Annotated in this window: 18 protein-coding genes; 11 read left to right on the top strand and 7 right to left on the bottom strand. The window is 64.8% G+C overall.

All coding sequences use genetic code 11. The annotated features are described in order from the left end of the window. Window position 1 precedes the first annotated feature (1 nt). Complete coding sequence (locus ABW18_RS18905; protein ID WP_049700544.1) at window positions 2–652, top strand: hypothetical protein; 651 nt, start codon at window positions 2–4, stop codon at window positions 650–652. A gap of 162 nt (window positions 653–814) precedes the next feature. Here ABW18_RS18905 and ABW18_RS23035 read toward each other — a convergent pair whose 3' ends face one another. Further along, window positions 815–985 carry a hypothetical protein gene (locus ABW18_RS23035; RefSeq protein ID WP_197494471.1) on the bottom strand — a complete coding sequence of 57 codons (171 nt, stop codon included), beginning with the start codon at window positions 983–985 and terminating at the stop codon, window positions 815–817. 285 nt (window positions 986–1,270) lie between these two features. On the opposite strand from ABW18_RS23035, the gene ABW18_RS18910 reads away from it, so the two are divergent. After that, complete coding sequence (locus ABW18_RS18910) at window positions 1,271–2,443, top strand: EAL domain-containing protein (protein WP_082937870.1); 1,173 nt, start codon at window positions 1,271–1,273, stop codon at window positions 2,441–2,443. Window positions 2,444–2,534: 91 nt separating this feature from the next. On the opposite strand, the gene ABW18_RS18915 is transcribed toward ABW18_RS18910, so the two are convergent. From ABW18_RS18915 to ABW18_RS18925, 3 genes are all read right to left on the bottom strand, one after another. Then, complete coding sequence (locus ABW18_RS18915) at window positions 2,535–3,890, bottom strand: amidohydrolase family protein (RefSeq protein ID WP_049700546.1); 1,356 nt, start codon at window positions 3,888–3,890, stop codon at window positions 2,535–2,537. Next, a complete protein-coding gene (locus tag ABW18_RS18920) occupies window positions 3,887–4,903 on the bottom strand; it encodes an isopenicillin N synthase family dioxygenase (RefSeq protein ID WP_049700547.1) in 1,017 nt (338 codons plus the stop codon). The genes ABW18_RS18915 and ABW18_RS18920 overlap by 4 nt, the downstream gene beginning before the upstream one ends. Before the next feature lie 189 nt (window positions 4,904–5,092). Then, the gene (locus tag ABW18_RS18925) at window positions 5,093–6,871 is read right to left on the bottom strand and encodes a CocE/NonD family hydrolase (protein WP_049700548.1); all 1,779 of its coding nucleotides are present in this window, start codon (window positions 6,869–6,871) and stop codon (window positions 5,093–5,095) included. A gap of 175 nt (window positions 6,872–7,046) precedes the next feature. On the opposite strand from ABW18_RS18925, the gene ABW18_RS18930 reads away from it, so the two are divergent. The 5 genes from ABW18_RS18930 to ABW18_RS18950 all read left to right on the top strand — a co-directional run bounded on the left by ABW18_RS18930 (window position 7,047) and on the right by ABW18_RS18950 (window position 10,834). Further along, entirely contained in the window at window positions 7,047–7,490 is a 444-nt protein-coding gene (locus tag ABW18_RS18930) for a Fur family transcriptional regulator (RefSeq protein ID WP_049700549.1), read from the top strand. A gap of 140 nt (window positions 7,491–7,630) precedes the next feature. Next, window positions 7,631–9,091, top strand: coding sequence for a catalase (locus ABW18_RS18935; RefSeq protein WP_049700550.1), 1,461 nt, complete (start codon window positions 7,631–7,633; stop codon window positions 9,089–9,091). A 121-nt stretch (window positions 9,092–9,212) separates the two neighbouring features. After that, window positions 9,213–9,644 carry an organic hydroperoxide resistance protein gene (locus ABW18_RS18940; RefSeq protein ID WP_049700551.1) on the top strand — a complete coding sequence of 144 codons (432 nt, stop codon included), beginning with the start codon at window positions 9,213–9,215 and terminating at the stop codon, window positions 9,642–9,644. 126 nt (window positions 9,645–9,770) lie between these two features. Next, the gene (locus ABW18_RS18945) at window positions 9,771–10,247 is read left to right on the top strand and encodes a Dps family protein (RefSeq protein ID WP_049700552.1); all 477 of its coding nucleotides are present in this window, start codon (window positions 9,771–9,773) and stop codon (window positions 10,245–10,247) included. Between the two features lie 44 nt (window positions 10,248–10,291). Then, the gene (locus ABW18_RS18950) at window positions 10,292–10,834 is read left to right on the top strand and encodes a hypothetical protein (protein ID WP_049700553.1); all 543 of its coding nucleotides are present in this window, start codon (window positions 10,292–10,294) and stop codon (window positions 10,832–10,834) included. Here the strand turns inward: ABW18_RS18950 and ABW18_RS18955 are convergent. Continuing rightward, window positions 10,831–11,790: a GlxA family transcriptional regulator gene (locus ABW18_RS18955; protein WP_049700554.1), complete on the bottom strand. Its 960-nt coding sequence runs from the start codon at window positions 11,788–11,790 to the stop codon at window positions 10,831–10,833. The genes ABW18_RS18950 and ABW18_RS18955 overlap by 4 nt on opposite strands. 82 nt (window positions 11,791–11,872) lie before the next feature. Here ABW18_RS18955 and ABW18_RS18960 point away from each other — a divergent pair, with 82 nt between their 5' ends. From ABW18_RS18960 to ABW18_RS18975, 4 genes are all read left to right on the top strand, one after another. Then, window positions 11,873–12,115 carry a hypothetical protein gene (locus ABW18_RS18960; protein ID WP_049700555.1) on the top strand — a complete coding sequence of 81 codons (243 nt, stop codon included), beginning with the start codon at window positions 11,873–11,875 and terminating at the stop codon, window positions 12,113–12,115. 133 nt (window positions 12,116–12,248) lie between these two features. Then, entirely contained in the window at window positions 12,249–13,733 is a 1,485-nt protein-coding gene (locus ABW18_RS18965; RefSeq protein ID WP_049700556.1) for a hypothetical protein, read from the top strand. Between the two features lie 113 nt (window positions 13,734–13,846). Further along, on the top strand, window positions 13,847–15,250 hold the full coding sequence (gene gad / locus ABW18_RS18970) for a glutamate decarboxylase (protein WP_049700557.1): 1,404 nt from the start codon (window positions 13,847–13,849) through the stop codon (window positions 15,248–15,250). 15 nt (window positions 15,251–15,265) lie between these two features. Continuing rightward, on the top strand, window positions 15,266–16,627 hold the full coding sequence (locus ABW18_RS18975) for a dipeptidase (RefSeq protein WP_083444461.1): 1,362 nt from the start codon (window positions 15,266–15,268) through the stop codon (window positions 16,625–16,627). Window positions 16,628–16,634: 7 nt separating this feature from the next. Here ABW18_RS18975 and ABW18_RS18980 read toward each other — a convergent pair whose 3' ends face one another. Both ABW18_RS18980 and ABW18_RS18985 read right to left on the bottom strand, forming a co-directional pair. Beyond that, the gene (locus ABW18_RS18980; RefSeq protein ID WP_049700558.1) at window positions 16,635–17,681 is read right to left on the bottom strand and encodes an acyl-CoA dehydrogenase family protein; all 1,047 of its coding nucleotides are present in this window, start codon (window positions 17,679–17,681) and stop codon (window positions 16,635–16,637) included. Window positions 17,682–17,755: 74 nt separating this feature from the next. Next, complete coding sequence (locus ABW18_RS18985) at window positions 17,756–18,388, bottom strand: lipocalin family protein (RefSeq protein WP_049700559.1); 633 nt, start codon at window positions 18,386–18,388, stop codon at window positions 17,756–17,758. Window positions 18,389–18,624: the final 236 nt, after the last annotated feature.

An 18,624-nucleotide genomic window follows, 5' to 3' on the forward strand; every position in this document is an offset into this window, starting at 1 on the left:
CATGACCGACCCTGATGAGTCCGATCGCATCCCGACGCAGGCCGAACTCGACGCCGAGGACCTGGCGGCGATCGAGCGTCGGTCGAAGGACAAGGACGAGGCGGTGCTCTATCCGTCGCGACCGACCGATCCGGGTCCGGCGCCGCGCGCGCTGACCGTCCACGCGCGCGTCGCGTTCTGGGGAGCAGCAGCCGCTGGACTGGTCGCGTTCGTCTACGGCTTCGTCAATGTCGGGACGATCAGAGGACTGCTGAGGGACCGTCTGCGCGAGGGACTCGCAACCGATCCGCGGAACGCGGCACCGGCCGACCGCATCGACCCGATGGCGAACTTCTTTCCGCCGTTCATGCTGATCATGATCGTCGTCTTCCTCGCGATCGAGTACGCGCTGCTGGTCGCCGCGGCCACGCATCACAGTCGCAACTGCCGCAACTTCTACCTCGCCGCGGTCGTCGTCAACCTGCTCTGTATCCCGATCGGGATAGATCTGCTGTTCCGCTACCCGGACGTGTGGTCGGCTCTGCCGGTCATCGGGTGGATTCAGTTCGCGCTTCTCGTGATCTCAGCGCTGTGCACGATGCAGAAGTCGGTGAACCGGTGGCTCCCGCAGTCGACGCGGATGCGCCCGACACGGATGGTGAAGGGTCGCTGATACTGCGCGGCTCCATGCGCCGACCTCGAGTGGTGTGCACCGCCTGCGGACGCGGGGGTCGGCGCAGGCGGCACACGGGCGCAGCACTGTGACGTGCTTCCACTCTCGAGTCGAGTGATGCGGAGTCGAAGTTTTGCGGAGTCGGGTGTGCGAAGAGGCGGGTTACGCGAAGAACAGCGAACCGAACGTGATGGTCGTGCTCGCCGCGAGAAGCGTGAGTATGACGATCCCCGACCTGGCGGACGCGATCAGCGGGATCGGTTCGTCGATTCCAGTCGCTGTGGCAGCGGCCGGGACATGGTCTGAATCAGCGGTCGTCGTGATCTGCGACATGAGTCTCTCCTCACTCGAATGTCGTCACGAACGAGGCGCCGCGATGAACTGACGTCGACGTTACGGACCGCCGTGACGCGTTGACCAGGGCCGCGGCAGTACTGACACCGCACGGCAACCCATGGTCACGAGAAGGTAACGGCGGCCGTGTCGAGTACGGCGGCGACGGTGACTTTCGCCTATTACGTAAATGGATGGTTAGCTAAGAAGATGACGCGCCTATCTCGACGATCCACCTACCACTCGTCGGTGTTGGCCGCCGACGATTTGTCGATGGAGGTGGTCATGCAGTTCGCGCCGGTTCGCCGTCTGTCGGACGGTGCGCTCGCTGCTGTCGAATTGCAGGTTCGAGGTCTGGCCGGAAGCGCGATGGGTACCGCAGAGGCACTGCGTCGAGCCGCACGCCTGATGGAACAGAAGGCGCCGCTCGACAAGCAGAAGATGGTGTTCGCCGACTCGCCGCAGGCGGTGGAAATCGCCGAGATCCTCCCGGTGCTCGTCGCAGTCGACATGGACTCCATCCCGCAGCACGAACTCGATGCGTTGCCGACACCGGCAGCCCTGCAGCGTCTGGTTTTCTCGGTATCGCCGGCGCAGTTGCTCAGCCGTCCGCACGAGGCGCTCGGCGCGGTGAAGGCAGCACGTAGCCGTGGCCGCGTGATCTGCGTCGACGGCATAGGTGTCGACCCGCACGCGATCTCGATGCTCCCACTCATCGAGCCCGACGTGATCATCACCGGACCCGAGTTGCTCTCGGTTGCCACGGAACCCGACATGGCCGAGGTCGCGCATGCGCTCGCCGCGCACGTCGAACGCAGCAACGCTGTTGTCGTCGCAGAAGGTGTCCACGACGAGCAGTCGCGATCGGCAGCGATGACCATCGGAGCGACATTCGGCACCGGACGGCTCTACCCGGCCGTCGCCAACCCGTCGGAGCTTCCGGCCGACGAGGTGGTGCCCTTTCCGGAGGCACCGGTGTGGTCGAGCCCAGCGCCGTCGGCCGACACCCCGTATGCACTCGCGTCGGTCATGCAGGAGCCGCGCCGCGGAACCAAACGACTTCTTGTCGAGATGAGCAAAGCGCTCGAAGCTCAGGCGGCATCTGCCGGCCAGGCGATGATCGTCGTCGGCACCTTCCAGCACGCGCAACACTTCACGGACACCACGTCACAGCGGTGGCGCGAGCTCGCAGACGTCACGGGCTTCGCCGGTGTCTACGGTGTCGGACTGTCGCACATGGTCGAGGGCAACGTCAGACACGCGCCGCTCGACGCCGCCGACGATCTCGTCAACGAGTGGACAGTCGCGATACTCGGACCTCACTTCGCCGCGCTGCTCTCGGCACGCGATCAGCACGACGATGGCCCCGACCTCGAGCGCACCTTCGACTTCGTGCAGTCGTTCGACAGGCTCACCGTGACGCAGGCGGTCCACAGCGTGCTGGCCCGTTTCAGCTGACCTTCGGCGAGTTGTGTGGGACCCAGAGGTGCACAATTGCACCCCCAGGTCCCACACAACCAGGTCCCACACAAGGCGAAACCTTTACGTCCTATGACAGGGACGCGACCTCTTTGGTGAACTCAGCCTCGTCGATGCGCGCGCTCCGACCGTCCGCGATCACCACGTCCCCGTCGACCATCACGACGTCGACTATCGAGCGTGACCCGGTGGTCAGCAGTGATGCGCCGGGGTCGCGGACCGGCAACGTCGCGTAGTCGCGGTCGAACCGGACAAGCGTGAGGTCGGCGGGCGTGCCGACGCTCACGCCGCCGATGACCTCGGGTAGACCGAGCGCCACATTCGCTCCGCCACAAGCGATGTCGAGCATCGTCTCGAAACCCATGAGGTCGGCGCGCTTGTGTGCCGCGCGTTGTAGATACGCTCCGATGCGGAACGTCTCGAGCATGTCCTGTGTGTCATTGCTCGCCGCTCCGTCGACACCGAGTCCGACGCCGACGCCGCGGTCGAGCATCGCGGGGATCGGCGCGATACCGCTACCGAGCCGCATATTCGACAACGGGTTGTGCGACACCGCAACTCCGCGTTCGGCGAGGATCGACTGTCCGACGTCGTCGAGTTCGACGCAGTGCACCGCGAGCAGCCTGTTCCACAAGAAGTCGTTGGAGTCGAGGTACTCGACCGCGCCGAGTCCCGCATGCTCGAGACACATCACATCGTCGGTCGGTGTTTCGAGCAGATGAATCATCACCGACATGTCGCGTTCCTGAGCGAACTCGCGCAGTGTGACCATCCCCGACTCGGTGACCGATCGCGGGTTCGGAATGGCAAGTGCCACAGTGATCGTCGACTCTGCAGTCTGCTCGCGCAGGTGCTCGACATGGTCGAGCACCTCGTCGAGCGGCTGCATCAGTCGTGGCTCGAATCCCCACTTGCGGGTGGCGTCTGGCCGATCGGCGACACCGCGGCCGAGAACCGCACGAATCCCGGTGTCGCGCAACGCCTGGATCACTGCGCCGTGGACCTCGGTGGACGGGTGCGGCCACATGTGCTCGACGACGGTCGTGGTGCCCGACCGAAGCATCTCCAGACTTGCCGCAACTGCCGCCGTGTACGCACGCTCGGGTGTGATGGCGACCGACTCCTCGCCGACCGCGAGTAGCCACTCCAGTAGCGGCGTGCACTCGGCGATACCGCGCATCAGCGACTGCTGCAGGTGGGTGTGCGTGTTGACGAAACCCGGAATCAGGTAGCCGCCGGTCGAAATCGATTCAGCGGCAGCAGTTGTCGACGACGCGTGAGGCGAGATCGATTCGACGACCCCGCCGACCACGCGAACATCCTGATGCTCGAGCCAGATGCCGCCCGTATACACGGCGACATCGGAGAACACCGAGCTGGAGAGCACCGAGCTCGACTGTTCTCCCGAGGTCACGTCGTCGCTCATTTGGCGAAGTTCGCCGCGATGCGCTGTGCGATGTAGTCGCCGCCGGTGATCGCCGGGTACTTGCCTGCGGCGCTCTCGATCAGGGCGTCGGTGTTGGCCTGCGCGAAGTAGGCGATGGTGTAGCGCGGGCCGGTGTACTCGCCACGACGCGGTGCGCGCACGCGATGGAAGTTCGACGGGAGCTTGTCGTCGGACCAGCGCATCAACATGTCGCCGATATTGCAGGTGATCGCCTCGTCGGACGGCTCGACGGGAGTCCACGCCTGCGTGGAGGCCTCGGCACCCGGAAGCACCTGCAGGCCGCCCTGGCCCGCACGCTGGAACAGCAGCGTCAAGGCGTCGAAATCGGTGTGAGCGCCTGCGCGCCAGACGTTCGGCTCGTCGAGCATGGCGTCGGGGAAGGCGTAGTAGTGCAGCAGGCGAAGTGTGCTCTGGTAGGTCTCGGTGCTGGGATCGTGTGCGCGAGTGAAGAACTCACGGTCGAAGCCGAGCTTCTCCGCGAAGCAGCCGAGGATGTCCATCGCGAGTTTCCAGCACTTGTGCTCGAAGTCGAGCAGCGTTGCCTGGAATCCGGCGAGTTCCTCTTCGGTCGGCCACAGTCCTTCCATGCGGGGGAGGGTGAGCTGGTAGGACTCCTTCTGATCAGGCGTGCCCACAGACGGGCGGACCTGGCTGGAGAACTCCCACCCGGCATTCTGGCCCTTCTTGAGGGGGAACTGCTCCTTGACCTCGCGGGGTAGCTCGAAGAACTTCGCCGACATCTCGAAGGCGTGGTTGACCTCGGCCATGTCGATGCCGTGGTCGACGACCTGGAAGAAGCCGATATCGGTTGCGGCGGACCAGAGTTCGTCGGCGATCTGTGCACGACGCTGCTCGAAGTCGGCAAGGCTGATGCGGCGGACCTCACGGTCGGTGGTCTCGGTGCCCACACCGCCCATCTGCGCTTCGCGATTGAGTTCTGTCATCGCGTACGAGTCGGCGGAGGCGGTAGCCGGAGTGGTGGTGTTGCTCATGGGTGTGTTCTCTCTTCACGAATGAGGTCACGTGCGCTTTTCGACGCGGTACCCGAGAGAAGGGCGGCTGCGGACGCGAACATCGGGACTCTTCCCCGTTGCTACACGTGACCTCGTGCCAGCAAGAATACGACAGCCGCGCAGAGGGCGCCACTCGAGAACGTGGCGGTCTCGCGATGTCGTGCCGCGTCAGGCGATCGGTAGTCGGAGGATCTGGTCGGGTCCGGCGTCGATCGACACCGGAATCGGGCGCATCCCGCCGCGGTAGTTGGTCGATCCGCCGGAGACGACAAGGCGTAGTCGGTGTCCCGGATCGAAACGGTGGACGAAGGCGGGGATGGTGATGGTCATCGGTACGCGGGGGTCCGATATCCGTACGGGCGCAACAAGATTACCCACGGTCGTCGACGAACCGTCGGCGCCGACGTCGACGATTCGAGCGAAAAGGACAAGTTGGTCGGCCAGTGGCGCGCCGACGTCGAGGGGCGCGGACACACGCAGGCGCAGCGTCGGCGTTCCGACGACGTCGAGCGCCGACCGCAGGGGCGCGGTGTCCCACTGGGCGTACGTGCCCGCGACGTCGCGTTCGGGAAGGCTGATGAGTCCGAGTGCGTCGGGCACGTCGTGCGTGGTGGGCAACCCCGCGGGTGGGGTGCGCAAGCGTGCGGTACCCGGGCGGGGTGGCGTGGCCAACGGCACCAATCCGGTGGCGCCGGAGAGGGCATACTGCACCCGGCTGCCGACGTCGACGCTGCCTGCCGTCGCATAGGCGGGTGTCGCAATGCCGCGGTAGTCGATCCAGTCGCGGTAGTAGGCGAACCTCGGGCCGGTTCCCGGGCCGCTGCCCTTCAGGTAGTGGTCGAGCCATCCCACTGCGCGCTGGGTGACGTATTGGGTGTCGGGGTTCGGTGTCGTGGAGGAGTAGTCGCCGGTGGCGGGCGTGCCCGAGTGTCCGCCGGAGAACCAGATCATCGCCGTCGGAACACCTTTGGCGGAAAGGCCGCGGTAGGTTGCCAACGCCTCCTGGATGTTGAACAGGGTGTCCTTCTGGCCCTGCACCAGCAGAGTCGGAATGGTGACGCGGTCGAGGAACGATGCGACCGATCCACGCCGAAATCCGTCGAGGACCGAGCGGTCGACTGTTCCGCTCGTCGCCGACCCGACGAGTGCGGAGCACACTGCGGCAGGGAAGTCGGGGCAGCCCGTCAGGCGCTGCGGTTCAACCGATGCGTGCTGCACACCGGACATCAGTCCCGCAGCAGCCAGAGACGCGCTCCAGTTGATCTTGACCGCACCCTGCGTCGGGGTGCTGACACCGACGGACTGTCCGGTGTTGTTGGGGGACAACGAGTATGAGAGATCGTTCCAGGTCACCATCGGGACGATCGCGTCGATTCGGGGATCGACCGATGCTGCCGCGAACTGGATGTGGCCGCCGTAGGAGCCGCCGATCATGCCGACACGCGGATCGTCGGATCTCCGGGTGCCGCTGTGGTCGACGCCGTCATGCACGACGGCGTCGAGTCGAGGTGCCGGCTTCGTATGTGCGGCGTCGCGGAAGGCGATGCCTGTCGCGCCACCCAGGTAGCTCACGAGGCGCGACGCTGCTGCGCCGTCGGGAATCGGACTGTCGAAAGTGATGCGACAACTCGATCCACCGAAGCCCAAGCCGGAATAGGCGAGCACGACGTAACCGCGCGAGGCGTACATCCGTGCCAGCGGTGCCTGACTGTCTTTGCTGCCACCGAAGCCGTTGGTCGTCAGCGCAGCCGGTGCGAGGTTACTCGGCGAAACACCCTGCGGAACATAGAGATCGCCGACGACGTCGCAGCGCGGGCCCGAGTCGTGAGCGGCGTCGAAGTGCAGTGTGGTGACAGTGAAGGCGTCGGACGCATGTGCCTGCGGCGCCACGGCGATCCCGACTGCCGCAAGCAGCAGTGCGAGTGTGCTGACGACGAGCGTGCGCATGAATCCCCCGATGCTTCGGACAACCCTGCGAGCATGACAGTCGGGAGCCCGCGTGCGGACCGGTTTGGCCGATCCCGAATCCATGTGCGGGGCCACGGGTGCTCCGGCACCCGATCTGATTCTGGATCTTCTCCAAATAATGGACTAATTCCAGAAACGTGGCTATGGTGGAGTCATGCAGGATCGACAGGCGCTCGTGCAGCAACTCCGTGAGGCAGGCATGCGGGTCACCGCTCCGCGCCTCGCGGTGCTCGAGGTCCTGGCGGCGCGCCCACATTCGACGGCGGACGTCGTCGCGCGTGGTGTGCGCGAGCAACTCGGCGCGGTGTCTACGCAGACCATCTACGACGTCTTGCGCTCGTGCACCGATAACGGACTGCTTCGAAGCATCGAACCTGCTGGATCTGCGGTGCGCTACGAGACGCGCACAGCAGACAATCACCACCATCTCGTCTGCCGCACGTGTGGCGAGATCGTCGACATCGACTGCGTCGTCGGACAGGCCCCCTGTCTGATTCCCGACGATGACCACGGCTACTCGATCGACGAAGCCGAGGTGACGTTCTGGGGTCAGTGCCCGAGTTGTCGAGCGGCGGCGTCGAACGTGAAACCCGCGTAATACCAACATTTTTCACACCAGCGTGTTCTCGACCGCTGCGGCCGGCCCGCCGCAGCGGAAGCAGCGAGCGAGACGACTACGTCGTCGCTCGTGAACCGACCTCAGAAGCGAACAGCCCCGTCAATGAAGGAGATTCGCACATGACACCACGTACCACCACGAACACCGGAATTCCGGTCGTAAGCGACGACGAGTCGTTGACGGCGGGAACGCAGGGACCGATCCTGCTCCACGACCACTACCTGATCGAGAAGCTCGCCCAGTTCAACCGAGAGCGCGTGCCAGAGCGAATCGTGCACGCCAAGGGTGGCGGGGCGTTCGGCGAACTGGTGATCACTGGCGACGTATCGCGCTACACCAAGGCAAAGCTGTTCCAGCCTGGCGCGAAAACCGAATCGCTCGTGCGCTTTTCGACGGTCGCGGGCGAGCAGGGCAGCCCCGATACCTGGCGCGACCCGCGCGGATTCGCGATCAAGTTCTACACCGAGGACGGCAACTACGACCTGGTGGGCAACAACACGCCGGTCTTCTTCATCAAGGATCCGATCAAGTTCCCCGACTTCATCCGTTCGCAGAAGCGACTGCCCGGTTCGGGGCTGCGCGATCACAACATGCAGTGGGACTTCTGGACGTTGCGGCCCGAAACCGCGCACCAGGTCACCTGGTTGATGGGCGATCGCGGCATTCCGAAGTCGTGGCGGCATATGGACGGATTCGGCTCGCACACCTATCAGTGGGTCAATGCCGACGGCGAACGCTTCTGGGTCAAGTACCACTTCAAGACCGACCAGGGCATCGAGTTCCTCACGCAGGCGGAGGCCGACACGTTGGCAGGCAGTGATCCCGACTATCACCGCCAGGATCTGTACGAGGCGATCGAGAACGGCGAGTTCCCGAGCTGGACGCTCAAGGTCCAGATCATGCCGGTCGACGAGGCGGAGGAGTACCGCTTCAATCCGTTCGATCTGACGAAGGTGTGGTCGCAGCAGGACTATCCGCTCATCGAAGTGGGCACCTGGACACTGAACCGCAATCCGCAGAACTTCTTCTCCGAGATCGAGCTGGCATCGTTCGAGCCGTCGAATGTCGTTCCCGGAGTGGGCTTCTCACCCGACAAGATGTTGCTCGGCCGGGTCTTTGCCTATGCGGACGCACATCGTTACCGCATCGGAACGAATTACGCTCAGTTGCCGGTCAATTCGGCGAAACGCGCAGAGGTCAACACCTACTCCAAGGAGGGTGCGATGGCATACAACTTCTCCGCTCCCGACGTTCCGGTGTACGCGCCCAACTCATTTGGTGGACCACACGCCGATCCGAGTGCTGCGGGCGACGAGGGGCTCTGGTCCTTCGACGGCGCCGCGGTGCGTGCTGGCTACATCGAGCACGCCGAGGACAGCGATTGGGCACAGGCCGGCACGATGGTGCGCGACGTACTCGACGATGCAGCACGCGAACGCCTCGTCGACAACATCGTCGGACACGTACTCGGTGGTGTCAGTGAGCCGGTTCTCTCGCGAGTCTTCGAGTACTGGCGCAACGTCGACGAGGATCTGGGCAAGAAGGTCGAATCGGGCGTCCGCGCAGGCCTGCAGAACTGAAATCTTGCTGAACATCCGCGATCTCGGAACACCACGGTCGCGAGAGCTGTTGTAAGACAAAGAAGTAGCACATCATAGGCAGTACCCAGTCACGCAGTAACTGAGTCTCAGAGGAGTACACATGGCTATCGAACCCGCTTACACCATTTCGTCCACGGCGACCGGCGGCGGCCGCGACGGCGAGGTCGTTTCCGCAAGCGGACAGATCGATCTGGACCTGCGCCCACCGAAGGAACTCGGCGGCAGCGGAGAAGGCAGCAACCCCGAGGAGCTCTTCTCGGCGGGCTACGCAGCCTGCTTCCTCGGTGCTCTGCGCGCGACCTCCAAGAACGCCGGATCGCCTGTTCCCGACGAGTCGACGGTTACCGTCACCATCGGCATCGGCAAGGACCCGGCCGACGGTGGGTTCGGACTCGTCGCCGACATCGAGACCTATATCCCGGGCGTCGACGAGGCCAAGGCGAAGGAACTCGCCGAGGGCGCACACGCCTTCTGCCCCTACTCGAAGGCCACGAAGGGCAACATCGCCCACAACCTGACGGTTCGCGTCTGAGTAACTGACGCGACCGTTGCGAGCCCGGCGCCACAGCCCGGCGTCGGGCACAACCGCAAGCCCGCCTACCGGCGGCAGCATTCAAGTCCGCCTATCGGCGGCAGCGAGAGAGTAAGGAGTCACACAATGACGAACACTCCGATCACGAGCACCCTGACCGATGAGCAGAAGACCATCACCGGCAACGCTCTGCAGCAGACCCTGGTCGATCTGATCGATCTGTCCCTGGTCGCCAAGCAGGCTCACTGGAACGTCGTCGGACGGAACTTCCGTTCGGTCCACCTCGAGCTCGACGAGCTGGTCACGGTGAGCCGCGAGTTCACCGATCAGGCCGCTGAGCGTGCGACCGCGATCGGCGTCTCGCCCGACGGTCGGGCCGAGACCGTCGCGAAGACTGCAGGCACGACCGGATTCGGCGACGGATGGACGTCCGACACCGAGGTCATCACGTCGATCGTCGAGAACCTCAAGGCTGTGATCGCCGGTCTGCGTACGCGGATCGACGAGACGGAAGAGGCCGATCCGGTCACACAGGATCTGCTGATCTCGTTCGCCGCCAAACTGGAACAACTCCACTGGATGTGGCAAGCACAGATTGCGTGAGACGCCCGCGCTGTAGCGTCTAGTGCGTGAATGATCTGGGGGTCATGGTCGGCCTTGGGCTCGTTGCAGCCACGGTCGCGACCATCGCATATGTCCGAACCCGCGAGCGCGAAGCCGATCGACTGGCTCGCGCCGCGGGTTTGGCGCGTGAATTGCGTGAGCTCGCCGACGGCGATCCGGTCCGTCTTGCGGCCGTCGAAGAGTACGAGGTCACGCTCTATCAGCGGCTGTTCTACTCATCGATCGTGACGCCGCGCTTGCGCGGCGCGGCATGGGCCCTTCTCGCGGCGGTGCTCAGTGCGGTCGGAGCCGTCGCATCGCGCGGAGACGGAGTGGTGCTCGGCGCGGTACACATCGGCGCAGTGGTGCTCGCGGTGCTCTTCGGAATCGCCGCGATCGTCTACGGCGTACTCGCACTGGTCCACGTCGCCACCACCCCGCGCGTCTCCTTCAGCGAGTCATACGACGACGCGCCGACCGGTGACGACGAGCGCACCGAGACTGCGTCGAGCGTCAGCGCACCAGAGGCAGTGTCGGAGAGTTCCGCGGCGTCGAAAAATACCGAGGCGTCGAAGAACCACGGTTAGCCCGCCTGTTGGGCGGCGAAGCGTCGGCGATAGGTGGCAGGCGAGACGCCGACCGCTGACGCGAAGTGGTGGCGCAGGAGCGTCGCCGATCCGAACCCGGCCTGCGTGGCTATCTGTTCCATCGGCAGCGACGTGGTCTCGAGTAGCCGACGCGCGTGTGCGACGCGCTGTTCGGTGAGCCATTTGTGCGGGGAGACGCCCACCTCGTCGCCGAAGCGCCTGGCGAAGGTCCGTGGCGACATGTGCATGCGGGCGGCCATCTCGTCGACCCGGACCTCGCGGTCGAGGTTCTCGACAAGCCAGTCGAGCATCTCGGCAAAGCCCTTCGAGCCGCATTCGGGGATCGGGGTGTCGACGAATTGTCGTTGACCGCCGTCCCGATGCGGCGGAACGACCATGCGACGCGCGATCAGATTGGCTGCCTCGTGCCCGATTTCCTCGCGGACGAGATGCAGCGCGGCGTCGATGCCCGCTGCGGTGCCCGCGCTTGTGGTGACCGGGCCGTCGTCGACGAACAGGACGTCGGTGTCGACTCGGGCCGCTGGAAACATGTGCGCGAGTTTCTCGCCGTAGGCCCAGTGGGTAGTACAGCGTCGGCCGTCGAGTAGTCCGGCGGCCCCCGCGACGAACGCGCCCGAGCACACCGTCAGCACCCGTCCGCCGTTGTCGACGACCGCGCGCAAGGTGTCGAGGATCTCCTCGGGGTAGTCACCACTCGTGCTGCCGCCGGGGATGGCGACGAGGTCGACGTCGCGCGCGGCGTCGAGCCCATGCGTTGCGACGATGCTCGCGCCGTTGCCGATACTCAGCGGCTCGGACGGGTCGGGTGCGCAGACGCGGAAGTCGAATGGCGGGCCACCGAGATCCGTGCGATCGAGGCCGAACACCTCGTTGAGCACGCCGAATTCAAAGAGCGCGACGTTACCGTGCAGGATCGCTGCCACCTTGCTGAGCACGCAACCAGTATGGCAGAAAATTGTCGAACGTTGGCTTTAGTGCCACTGGTGGCGGAATTTGTGCGGGCGGATCATTTCTGACATGACATTCTCAGACGTTCTCCTCCTGGTCTTTCTCGTTCTGGTCTTCGTGGTCCCCGTCGTCTACGCGGTCATCCGCGTGCACTGGGACCGAGATCTGCCCGCCATACCGTTCGGCTTCGATCACTCCGGCGGACACGGCGACTGGGCGCGCGGTTCGGTGACACCGTCAGCCGACGCCGACGCGCAACGCATCGCCGACGAGCTATCGGTGCTGCGGCTGCACCGCCGCGACTGCGCGTGACGAGCCGTATGCGATCCGGCGATCCGGGCGGGAACCTGGTTGTTACGTTGGTTGAGCACGTCGGCGCGAGTACTCTGCATCGGGGTCCCAGAGCACACGAGTCGTAGGCAATCGGGAGGGGAGTGACGCGTCGGTGGTCTCACGCGGACGAGCAGTCGCCCTCGTGGCGGCACTCATCGTGATCGCACTCCTCACCGCCGCGTCGACGGTCCCCCGTATGTCCGACGTCGCGGTCTTCGCCACCCCGGCGATCGAGCCGCAGGTCGTCGATGCGCCGAGCAGCCCCGCAGTTTCTCTGAGCAGCAAGCTATTTCGCAGTTCGAGTGACGCCGTGGTCGTCACCGACTCCGCGACGCGCGAGGACTGGAAAACTGTCGCCGAGACCGCAGCGACCCGGCATGTTCCGGTCTTCGCGGTGCGCCCCGCGACCAGTGCGGACGTCGAAGCAGAACTCCACCGACTCGGCACGCGGTCGGTCTGGGTCGTCGGTGCAGGCGAGACGGGCTTTCACTCGACGTCGCAGTTCTCGACGACGCAGGTGTCGACGCCCTCGGCCGACCTCGCCGGACTCCGTGGCAACCCGGCCCCCGACGGTCCGAGGCCCGTCGTCTTCGCGGCGGGGCCGCTCGACCCGGACCTCGCAGCCACCGCGGCGGCAGGTGGAACACGACTCGTCGGCGTCGCGGTACCGGACCCGCGCGCGAGCGGCGAATCGGTGCGGGCGCTGCGCGAGGCGCGCGGCACAGTTCCCGTGATCGCTCTGGGACGGGCGTTCGGCGACACCCCCACGTTTGCCAGGAACGTCGAGCAGGCGGTCACGCTGCCGGAGATCCCGGGCGGTGGGCAGCTCGTGGCATCCGGCAGGCGCATGGTGGCGCTGTACGGATCTCCGGGCTCGCCGTCGCTCGGGCCACTCGGCCGCCAAGGCCTCGATGCGACGATCGCACGGGTCAAGGGCATCGCGGCGCAATACCAACGGGTGAGCCGCGAACTGGTGGTGCCGGCCTTCGAGATCATCGTGACCGTCGCATCGGCGTCGCCGGGTGACGGCGGCGCCTATACCTCGATGATCGATCCCGCGCAGATTCGGCCGTGGGTCGAGGCTGCCGGCAGGGCGGGCGTCTATGTCACGCTGGATCTTCAGCCCGGACGGATGAACTTCTTGACGCAGGCCAAGCGTTACGCAGATCTACTTGCGATGCCGCATGTCGGACTCGCGCTCGACCCCGAGTGGCGGCTCAAACCCGAACAGGTGCACCTCACGCAGATCGGTTCGGTCGGGGCTGCAGAAGTGAACGCGACGTCGGACTGGCTCGCGGGCCTGACACGTGAGCATCGGCTGCCGCAGAAGTTGTTCGTGCTGCACGAGTTCGACACCGACATGCTCGCGAACCGCCAACAGATCGTGACGACGCGACCGGAGCTGCAAACCGTTATCCACGCCGACGGACACGGGATTCCCTCGGTCAAGATGGACACCTGGCGTCGAATTCTGGTCGACCTACCGCCGAACGTGGTGATGGGGTGGAAGAATTTCTACACCGAGGACACCCCGATGTTGACGCCTTCTCAGACGATGAATGTGGAGCCGCGACCATTCTTTGTGTCGTTCCAATAATCTCTTTTGCGACTGAGCTTTTCGGTTCTCTTTGTGCAGCTATGGCCGCGGCCACGCCGCGATGTCGGTACGGTCATGAGGAACCTTCAGGAGGAACACTAAGGAGTAGCCCGATGCCTTCGGACGACCGCAAGAGTGTATTCAGGACCAATCTGAGCGACTCCCTGTCGCTCCCCGTCTTCTCCCGCAGCGGCGAGGCAACCGAATTGCCGAAGTTCTCCCTGGCGAGAGATTCGATGCTGCCAGAAACGGCCTACCAGATCGTCCACGACGAAGCGATGCTCGACGGCAATGCCCGACTCAACCTGGCGACCTTCGTCACCACTTGGATGGACGATCACGCCAACCGCCTGTATGCGGAGTCGTTCGACAAGAACGAGATCGACAAGGACGAGTATCCAGCGACCGCCGCCGTCGAGGAACGCTGTTGGCGCATCATCGCAGACCTGTGGCATGCGCCTGATCCCGGGCACACCATCGGTACAGCTACCGTCGGCTCGTCCGACGCGTCTATGCTCGGCGGCTTGGCACTCAAGCGGCGATGGCAAGATGCGCGCAAAGCCGCGGGCAAGCCATTCGACAAGCCGAATCTCGTGCTCTCGAGCGCCGTGCAAGTCTGCTGGGAGAAGTTCTGCAACTATAGGGACGTCGAACCGCGATTTGTGCCCTGCACGCCCGAACACTTTGTATTCGACGGCACCGAGCTCGAGAACTACGTCGACGAGAACACCATCGGCGTGGTCGCGATAATGGGCGTCACGTTCAATGGGCTCTACGAACCGGTGAAGCAGATCTCGGCGAAACTCGACGAGATCGAGCAGAAGACCGGGCTCGATATAAAGATCCACGTCGACGCTGCGTCGGGCGGCTTCGTCGCACCCTTCTGCCAACCAGACCTCGAGTGGGATTTTCGGGTGTCGAGGGTCGCATCGATCAATGCGTCAGGTCACAAATACGGCTTGGTATATCCAGGCATTGGTTGGGCGGTGTGGCGGGACAAGGCCGCTATGCCAGAGAGCCTGATCTTCCACGTCAGCTATCTCGGTGGTGACCTGCCGACCCTTGCGCTGCCGTTCTCACGACCCGGCGCCCAGGTGCTCTTGCAGTATTACAACTTCTTGCGCCTGGGGTTCGAGGGCTATCGTGCCACGCAGCAGGAATCCCTCGATGTGGCCCAGTACATTTCGGGCGAGATCGCTGCGATGGAACCCTTTGAGCTGGTGAGCAAGGGCGACACCATCCCTGTGTTCGCCTGGCGCATCAAGGAGGGTTACACCTCGACGTGGACCCTGTACGACCTCGCTGACAGACTTCGACTTCGCGGATGGCTGGTGCCCGCGTATCCGATGGCCGACGACATGTCGAATCTGGTCCTGCAGCGCGTCGTCGTCAAGAACGGGATGAGTCACGACCTCGCGGTCGCGCTAGTGGCCGACATCAAGAGCCAGGTCAGCTACCTCGAAACCCTTGAGGCGCCGCTGCCACGCGACGGAAGCGGCCCGAACTTTCATCACTGACGGGATACTTGAGGGGTGACTGAGTCAAACGATGTCGAGACCCTCCGTACCCGCGTCCACGAGCTGATGCCACAGGCCCGCAGCGACCTCGCCGAGATGGTTGCCTTCAAATCCGTCTACGACCCCGCCGGAGAGCCCCCGCCCGACTGTGACGAGATGGTCGAGTGGCTGATTACGGCGTTCACCGAGGTCGGGGTGCACGACGTCGAAGCGCATGTGACCGCCGACGGAAGCAAGGCCGTGACCGGACACATCCCCGGACCGCCCGGTGCGCCGACCGTGCTGCTCTACTTTCACCACGACGTGCAGCCGCCGATGGACCTCAACGCGTGGAAGTCGCCCGCATGGGAGCTCACCGAACGCGACGGCCGCTGGTACGGGCGGGGTGCGGCAGATTGCAAGGGCAACATCGCCGTCCACCTCACCGCGCTGCGCGCACTCGCGGGCGAGGCCGGAGTGGACATCAAGATCATCGGCGAGGGCTCGGAGGAACAGGGCTCGGGAGGCATCGAGGACTTCGTGCCGAAGCATCCCGAATTGCTCGACGCCGACGCCATTCTCATCTGCGACTCCGGCAATTGCACTGTCGGACAACCGACTTTGACGACGAGTCTGCGTGGTGTCGCCAACGTGGTCGTGAGTGTCGAAACACTGGAATCGGCAATGCATTCGGGCATGTTCGGGGGTGCGGCTCCCGACGCCCTGGCGGCATTGATCTCGATGCTCGCGAGCTTGCGCGACGAGCACGGCAACACCACGGTCCGCGGGCTGGACGCCACACAGGAATTCGACGGCATCGACTATCCCGCAGAGAACTTCCGACGCGACGCCACTGTGCTCGACGGCGTGGATGTCGTTGGCTCCGGCCGTATTTCGGACATGGTGTGGGCGCGCCCGGCCGCAACGGTGCTCGGCATCGACTGTTCGCCGGTCGTCGGGTCGTCGGCTGCAGTGACGCCGCGTGCACGTGCACGCATCAACCTGCGGGTGCCGCCCGGCATGGACGCGAAGGTCGCACAAGACGCGCTAATCGCGCACCTCGAAGAGGTCGCGCCCTGGCACGTCAAGATCTCGGTCGAGCGCGAGGCCATCGGGGCGCCATTCTCCGGATCGACCGAGGGGCCGGCCTTCGACGCGTTGGTCGACGCGATGAGTTCCGCATACGGGCGCGACGTGGTCATGCAGGGGCAGGGCGGATCGATTCCACTGTGCACCGTGCTGCAGCAGACCTTCCCCGACGCCGAGATCATGCTGCTCGGCGTCGAAGAGCCGTCGTGTCTGATCCACGCTCCCAACGAGAGTGTCGACCCGTCGGAGATCGAGAACCTCGCCATCGCGGAGGCCTTGTTCCTGCGCGACTACGTGCGGCCGGAGTAGTCGACGACTAATCCTTCTCCCCGCTGAAGCGTTGCAGGAGTAGCCCTTTCAGTTCGGGGCGACTTGCGGCGACAAGGGTGAACGTCGCTTCGCGGGAGAGTCGGTCGGCGTCGCTTCCGACAATCAGTGCGCGGCCGCCGTCTGCTGCCACGAGCGCGGCGGCGGCGTCGACGGCCAGTTGCGCTCCGTCGGCGCGTGCGGCGAGCAACGCGTCGGCGTCGGCGAGGGACGTGTCGAGTCGGGTGCGGATCTCGCTGCCGCGCTCGCGGAGTCGTCGGGCCTGCGCGGTTGCGCCACCGCGGTCGAGCAGCGCTGTGCATCGGCGGAGGATTCCGAACGGCAGTGCGCCGTTGAGTCGGATGCCGATGTTCTGGTTGGCGAAGAAGGCGTCGAGCGCGACTCTGCTGACCACGAGTGCGTCGGGAACCGGCAGCGAATCGACGCGCAGGCTGACGGTGTGCGACGCGTTGGCCGCGGTGAGTCGCATCGGCGAGACCGTGATGGCTGCCGACATCGGGTGCGTGGGAACGATAGCGGCGATGACGTCGTCGGTGTCGACGTCGCGCGCGGAGATCTGCAGCAGGTCGATGTGGCCCCAACCGCTGACGAACGGCGCGTAGCCCGAGAAGACCCAGCCGCCGTCGGTACGCGACGCACTCATCCGTGGCGGTGTCGGCACGGCACCCGCGTAGGCGACGCCCGCGCGGGTGCGGCCGGTCACGGCGTCGTCGAGGAGTTCGGTGCGTAGGGCGTCGTTGGTGGTGCTTGCCAGCGAGATGACGACGCCGTGGTGCTGCAGCCAGGTGAACGCCGTGGAGAGGCAGCCGCTGGTGAGGACTTCGATGATCTCGATGACCTGAGTGAGTTCGAGGCCGGGTCCGCCAACCACATGCGGTGCTGCGACGCCGTACAGCCCGGCGTCGGCGAGGGCCTTCCAGTGGGAGGCCGGCACCTCTCCCGTGCGGTCGACCTCTGCTGCGTCGGGAAAGAGGAGGTCGTCGGCGATGCGGTAAGCGGCGTCGATGAGCGCGGTGGGGCTTGGCGCGGTGTCCACGCGTTCAGGGTAATCGGCCGGGCGGCGAACTCGAGCCGAGCTCGCCGTCCGGAGTGATCAGACGGCCCGGGTGATCAGACCGTGCAGAGCGGCGAGTAGTCCGAGCGGCCACCCGTGATGGGGGAGATCAGGAAGGTGCACGAGTTGAAGCCCAACGACTCCGTCTTGAGCCGCAGCATGTGCAGTTTCTCGTTGCTCACGACCTTTTCTCGGCTCAGTACGAAACCCGACAGCCGGTACGGGTCACCGACGATCGCGTACTCATAGGGGCCCTTCGGATCCTTGCCATCCGCGACCCACGCGATCACGTAATTGGGGAACGAACCGGTGTTGATCGTGTTCGGGATTCCCGGAAAAGAGACTGCCAGTGCGGCATTGCTCTTCTTGGGATCGACGACGGTCGCTTTTCCCTTGATCCCGTCGGGTTGTCCGGTGAAGCTGGTGCATTTGTTGTCGACGCCGACCGTCGTCGAGTTGATCAGCGTGTAGGTGGCGTTGGTGTCCTTGGCGCAGCGGATTCCGTAGAACGCCGGAATGGTGGCCTGCTGCCACCAGGTTCCGAGGTAGCGCTCGACGTCGAGGTTCTTCACCGGCTGGAGCGTGGTGTCGGCGCGTGCGGGCGCGAGTATCGACAGCAGCGCTGTCATGGCGGCGAGCAGTGCTGTGGCGAGTACGACGAGAATCCGGACGGGACGCTGCGTGTGCATCGGACGACTCCTGGGGTCGGGTGGGGTCATGGAACGTTGCAGGATTCGACGCCGATGACACGGCGGATTGGTTGGCGGGCCACGTCAGTCGCGCAAAGAGTGCGGTCCCGATCAGCGGCTTGCCCGTTTTCAGTCATTTTCTCGTCGACTGTCGATGCCGACCTGGGCTTTTGCCGATCGACACCGCCCCAAATGACTGGAAACGGGAATGACTGAAAACGGGCGAGCCCTTGTCC

The sequence above is a fragment of the Gordonia jacobaea genome (assembly GCF_001186365.1).
Classification (GTDB): domain Bacteria; phylum Actinomycetota; class Actinomycetes; order Mycobacteriales; family Mycobacteriaceae; genus Gordonia; species Gordonia jacobaea.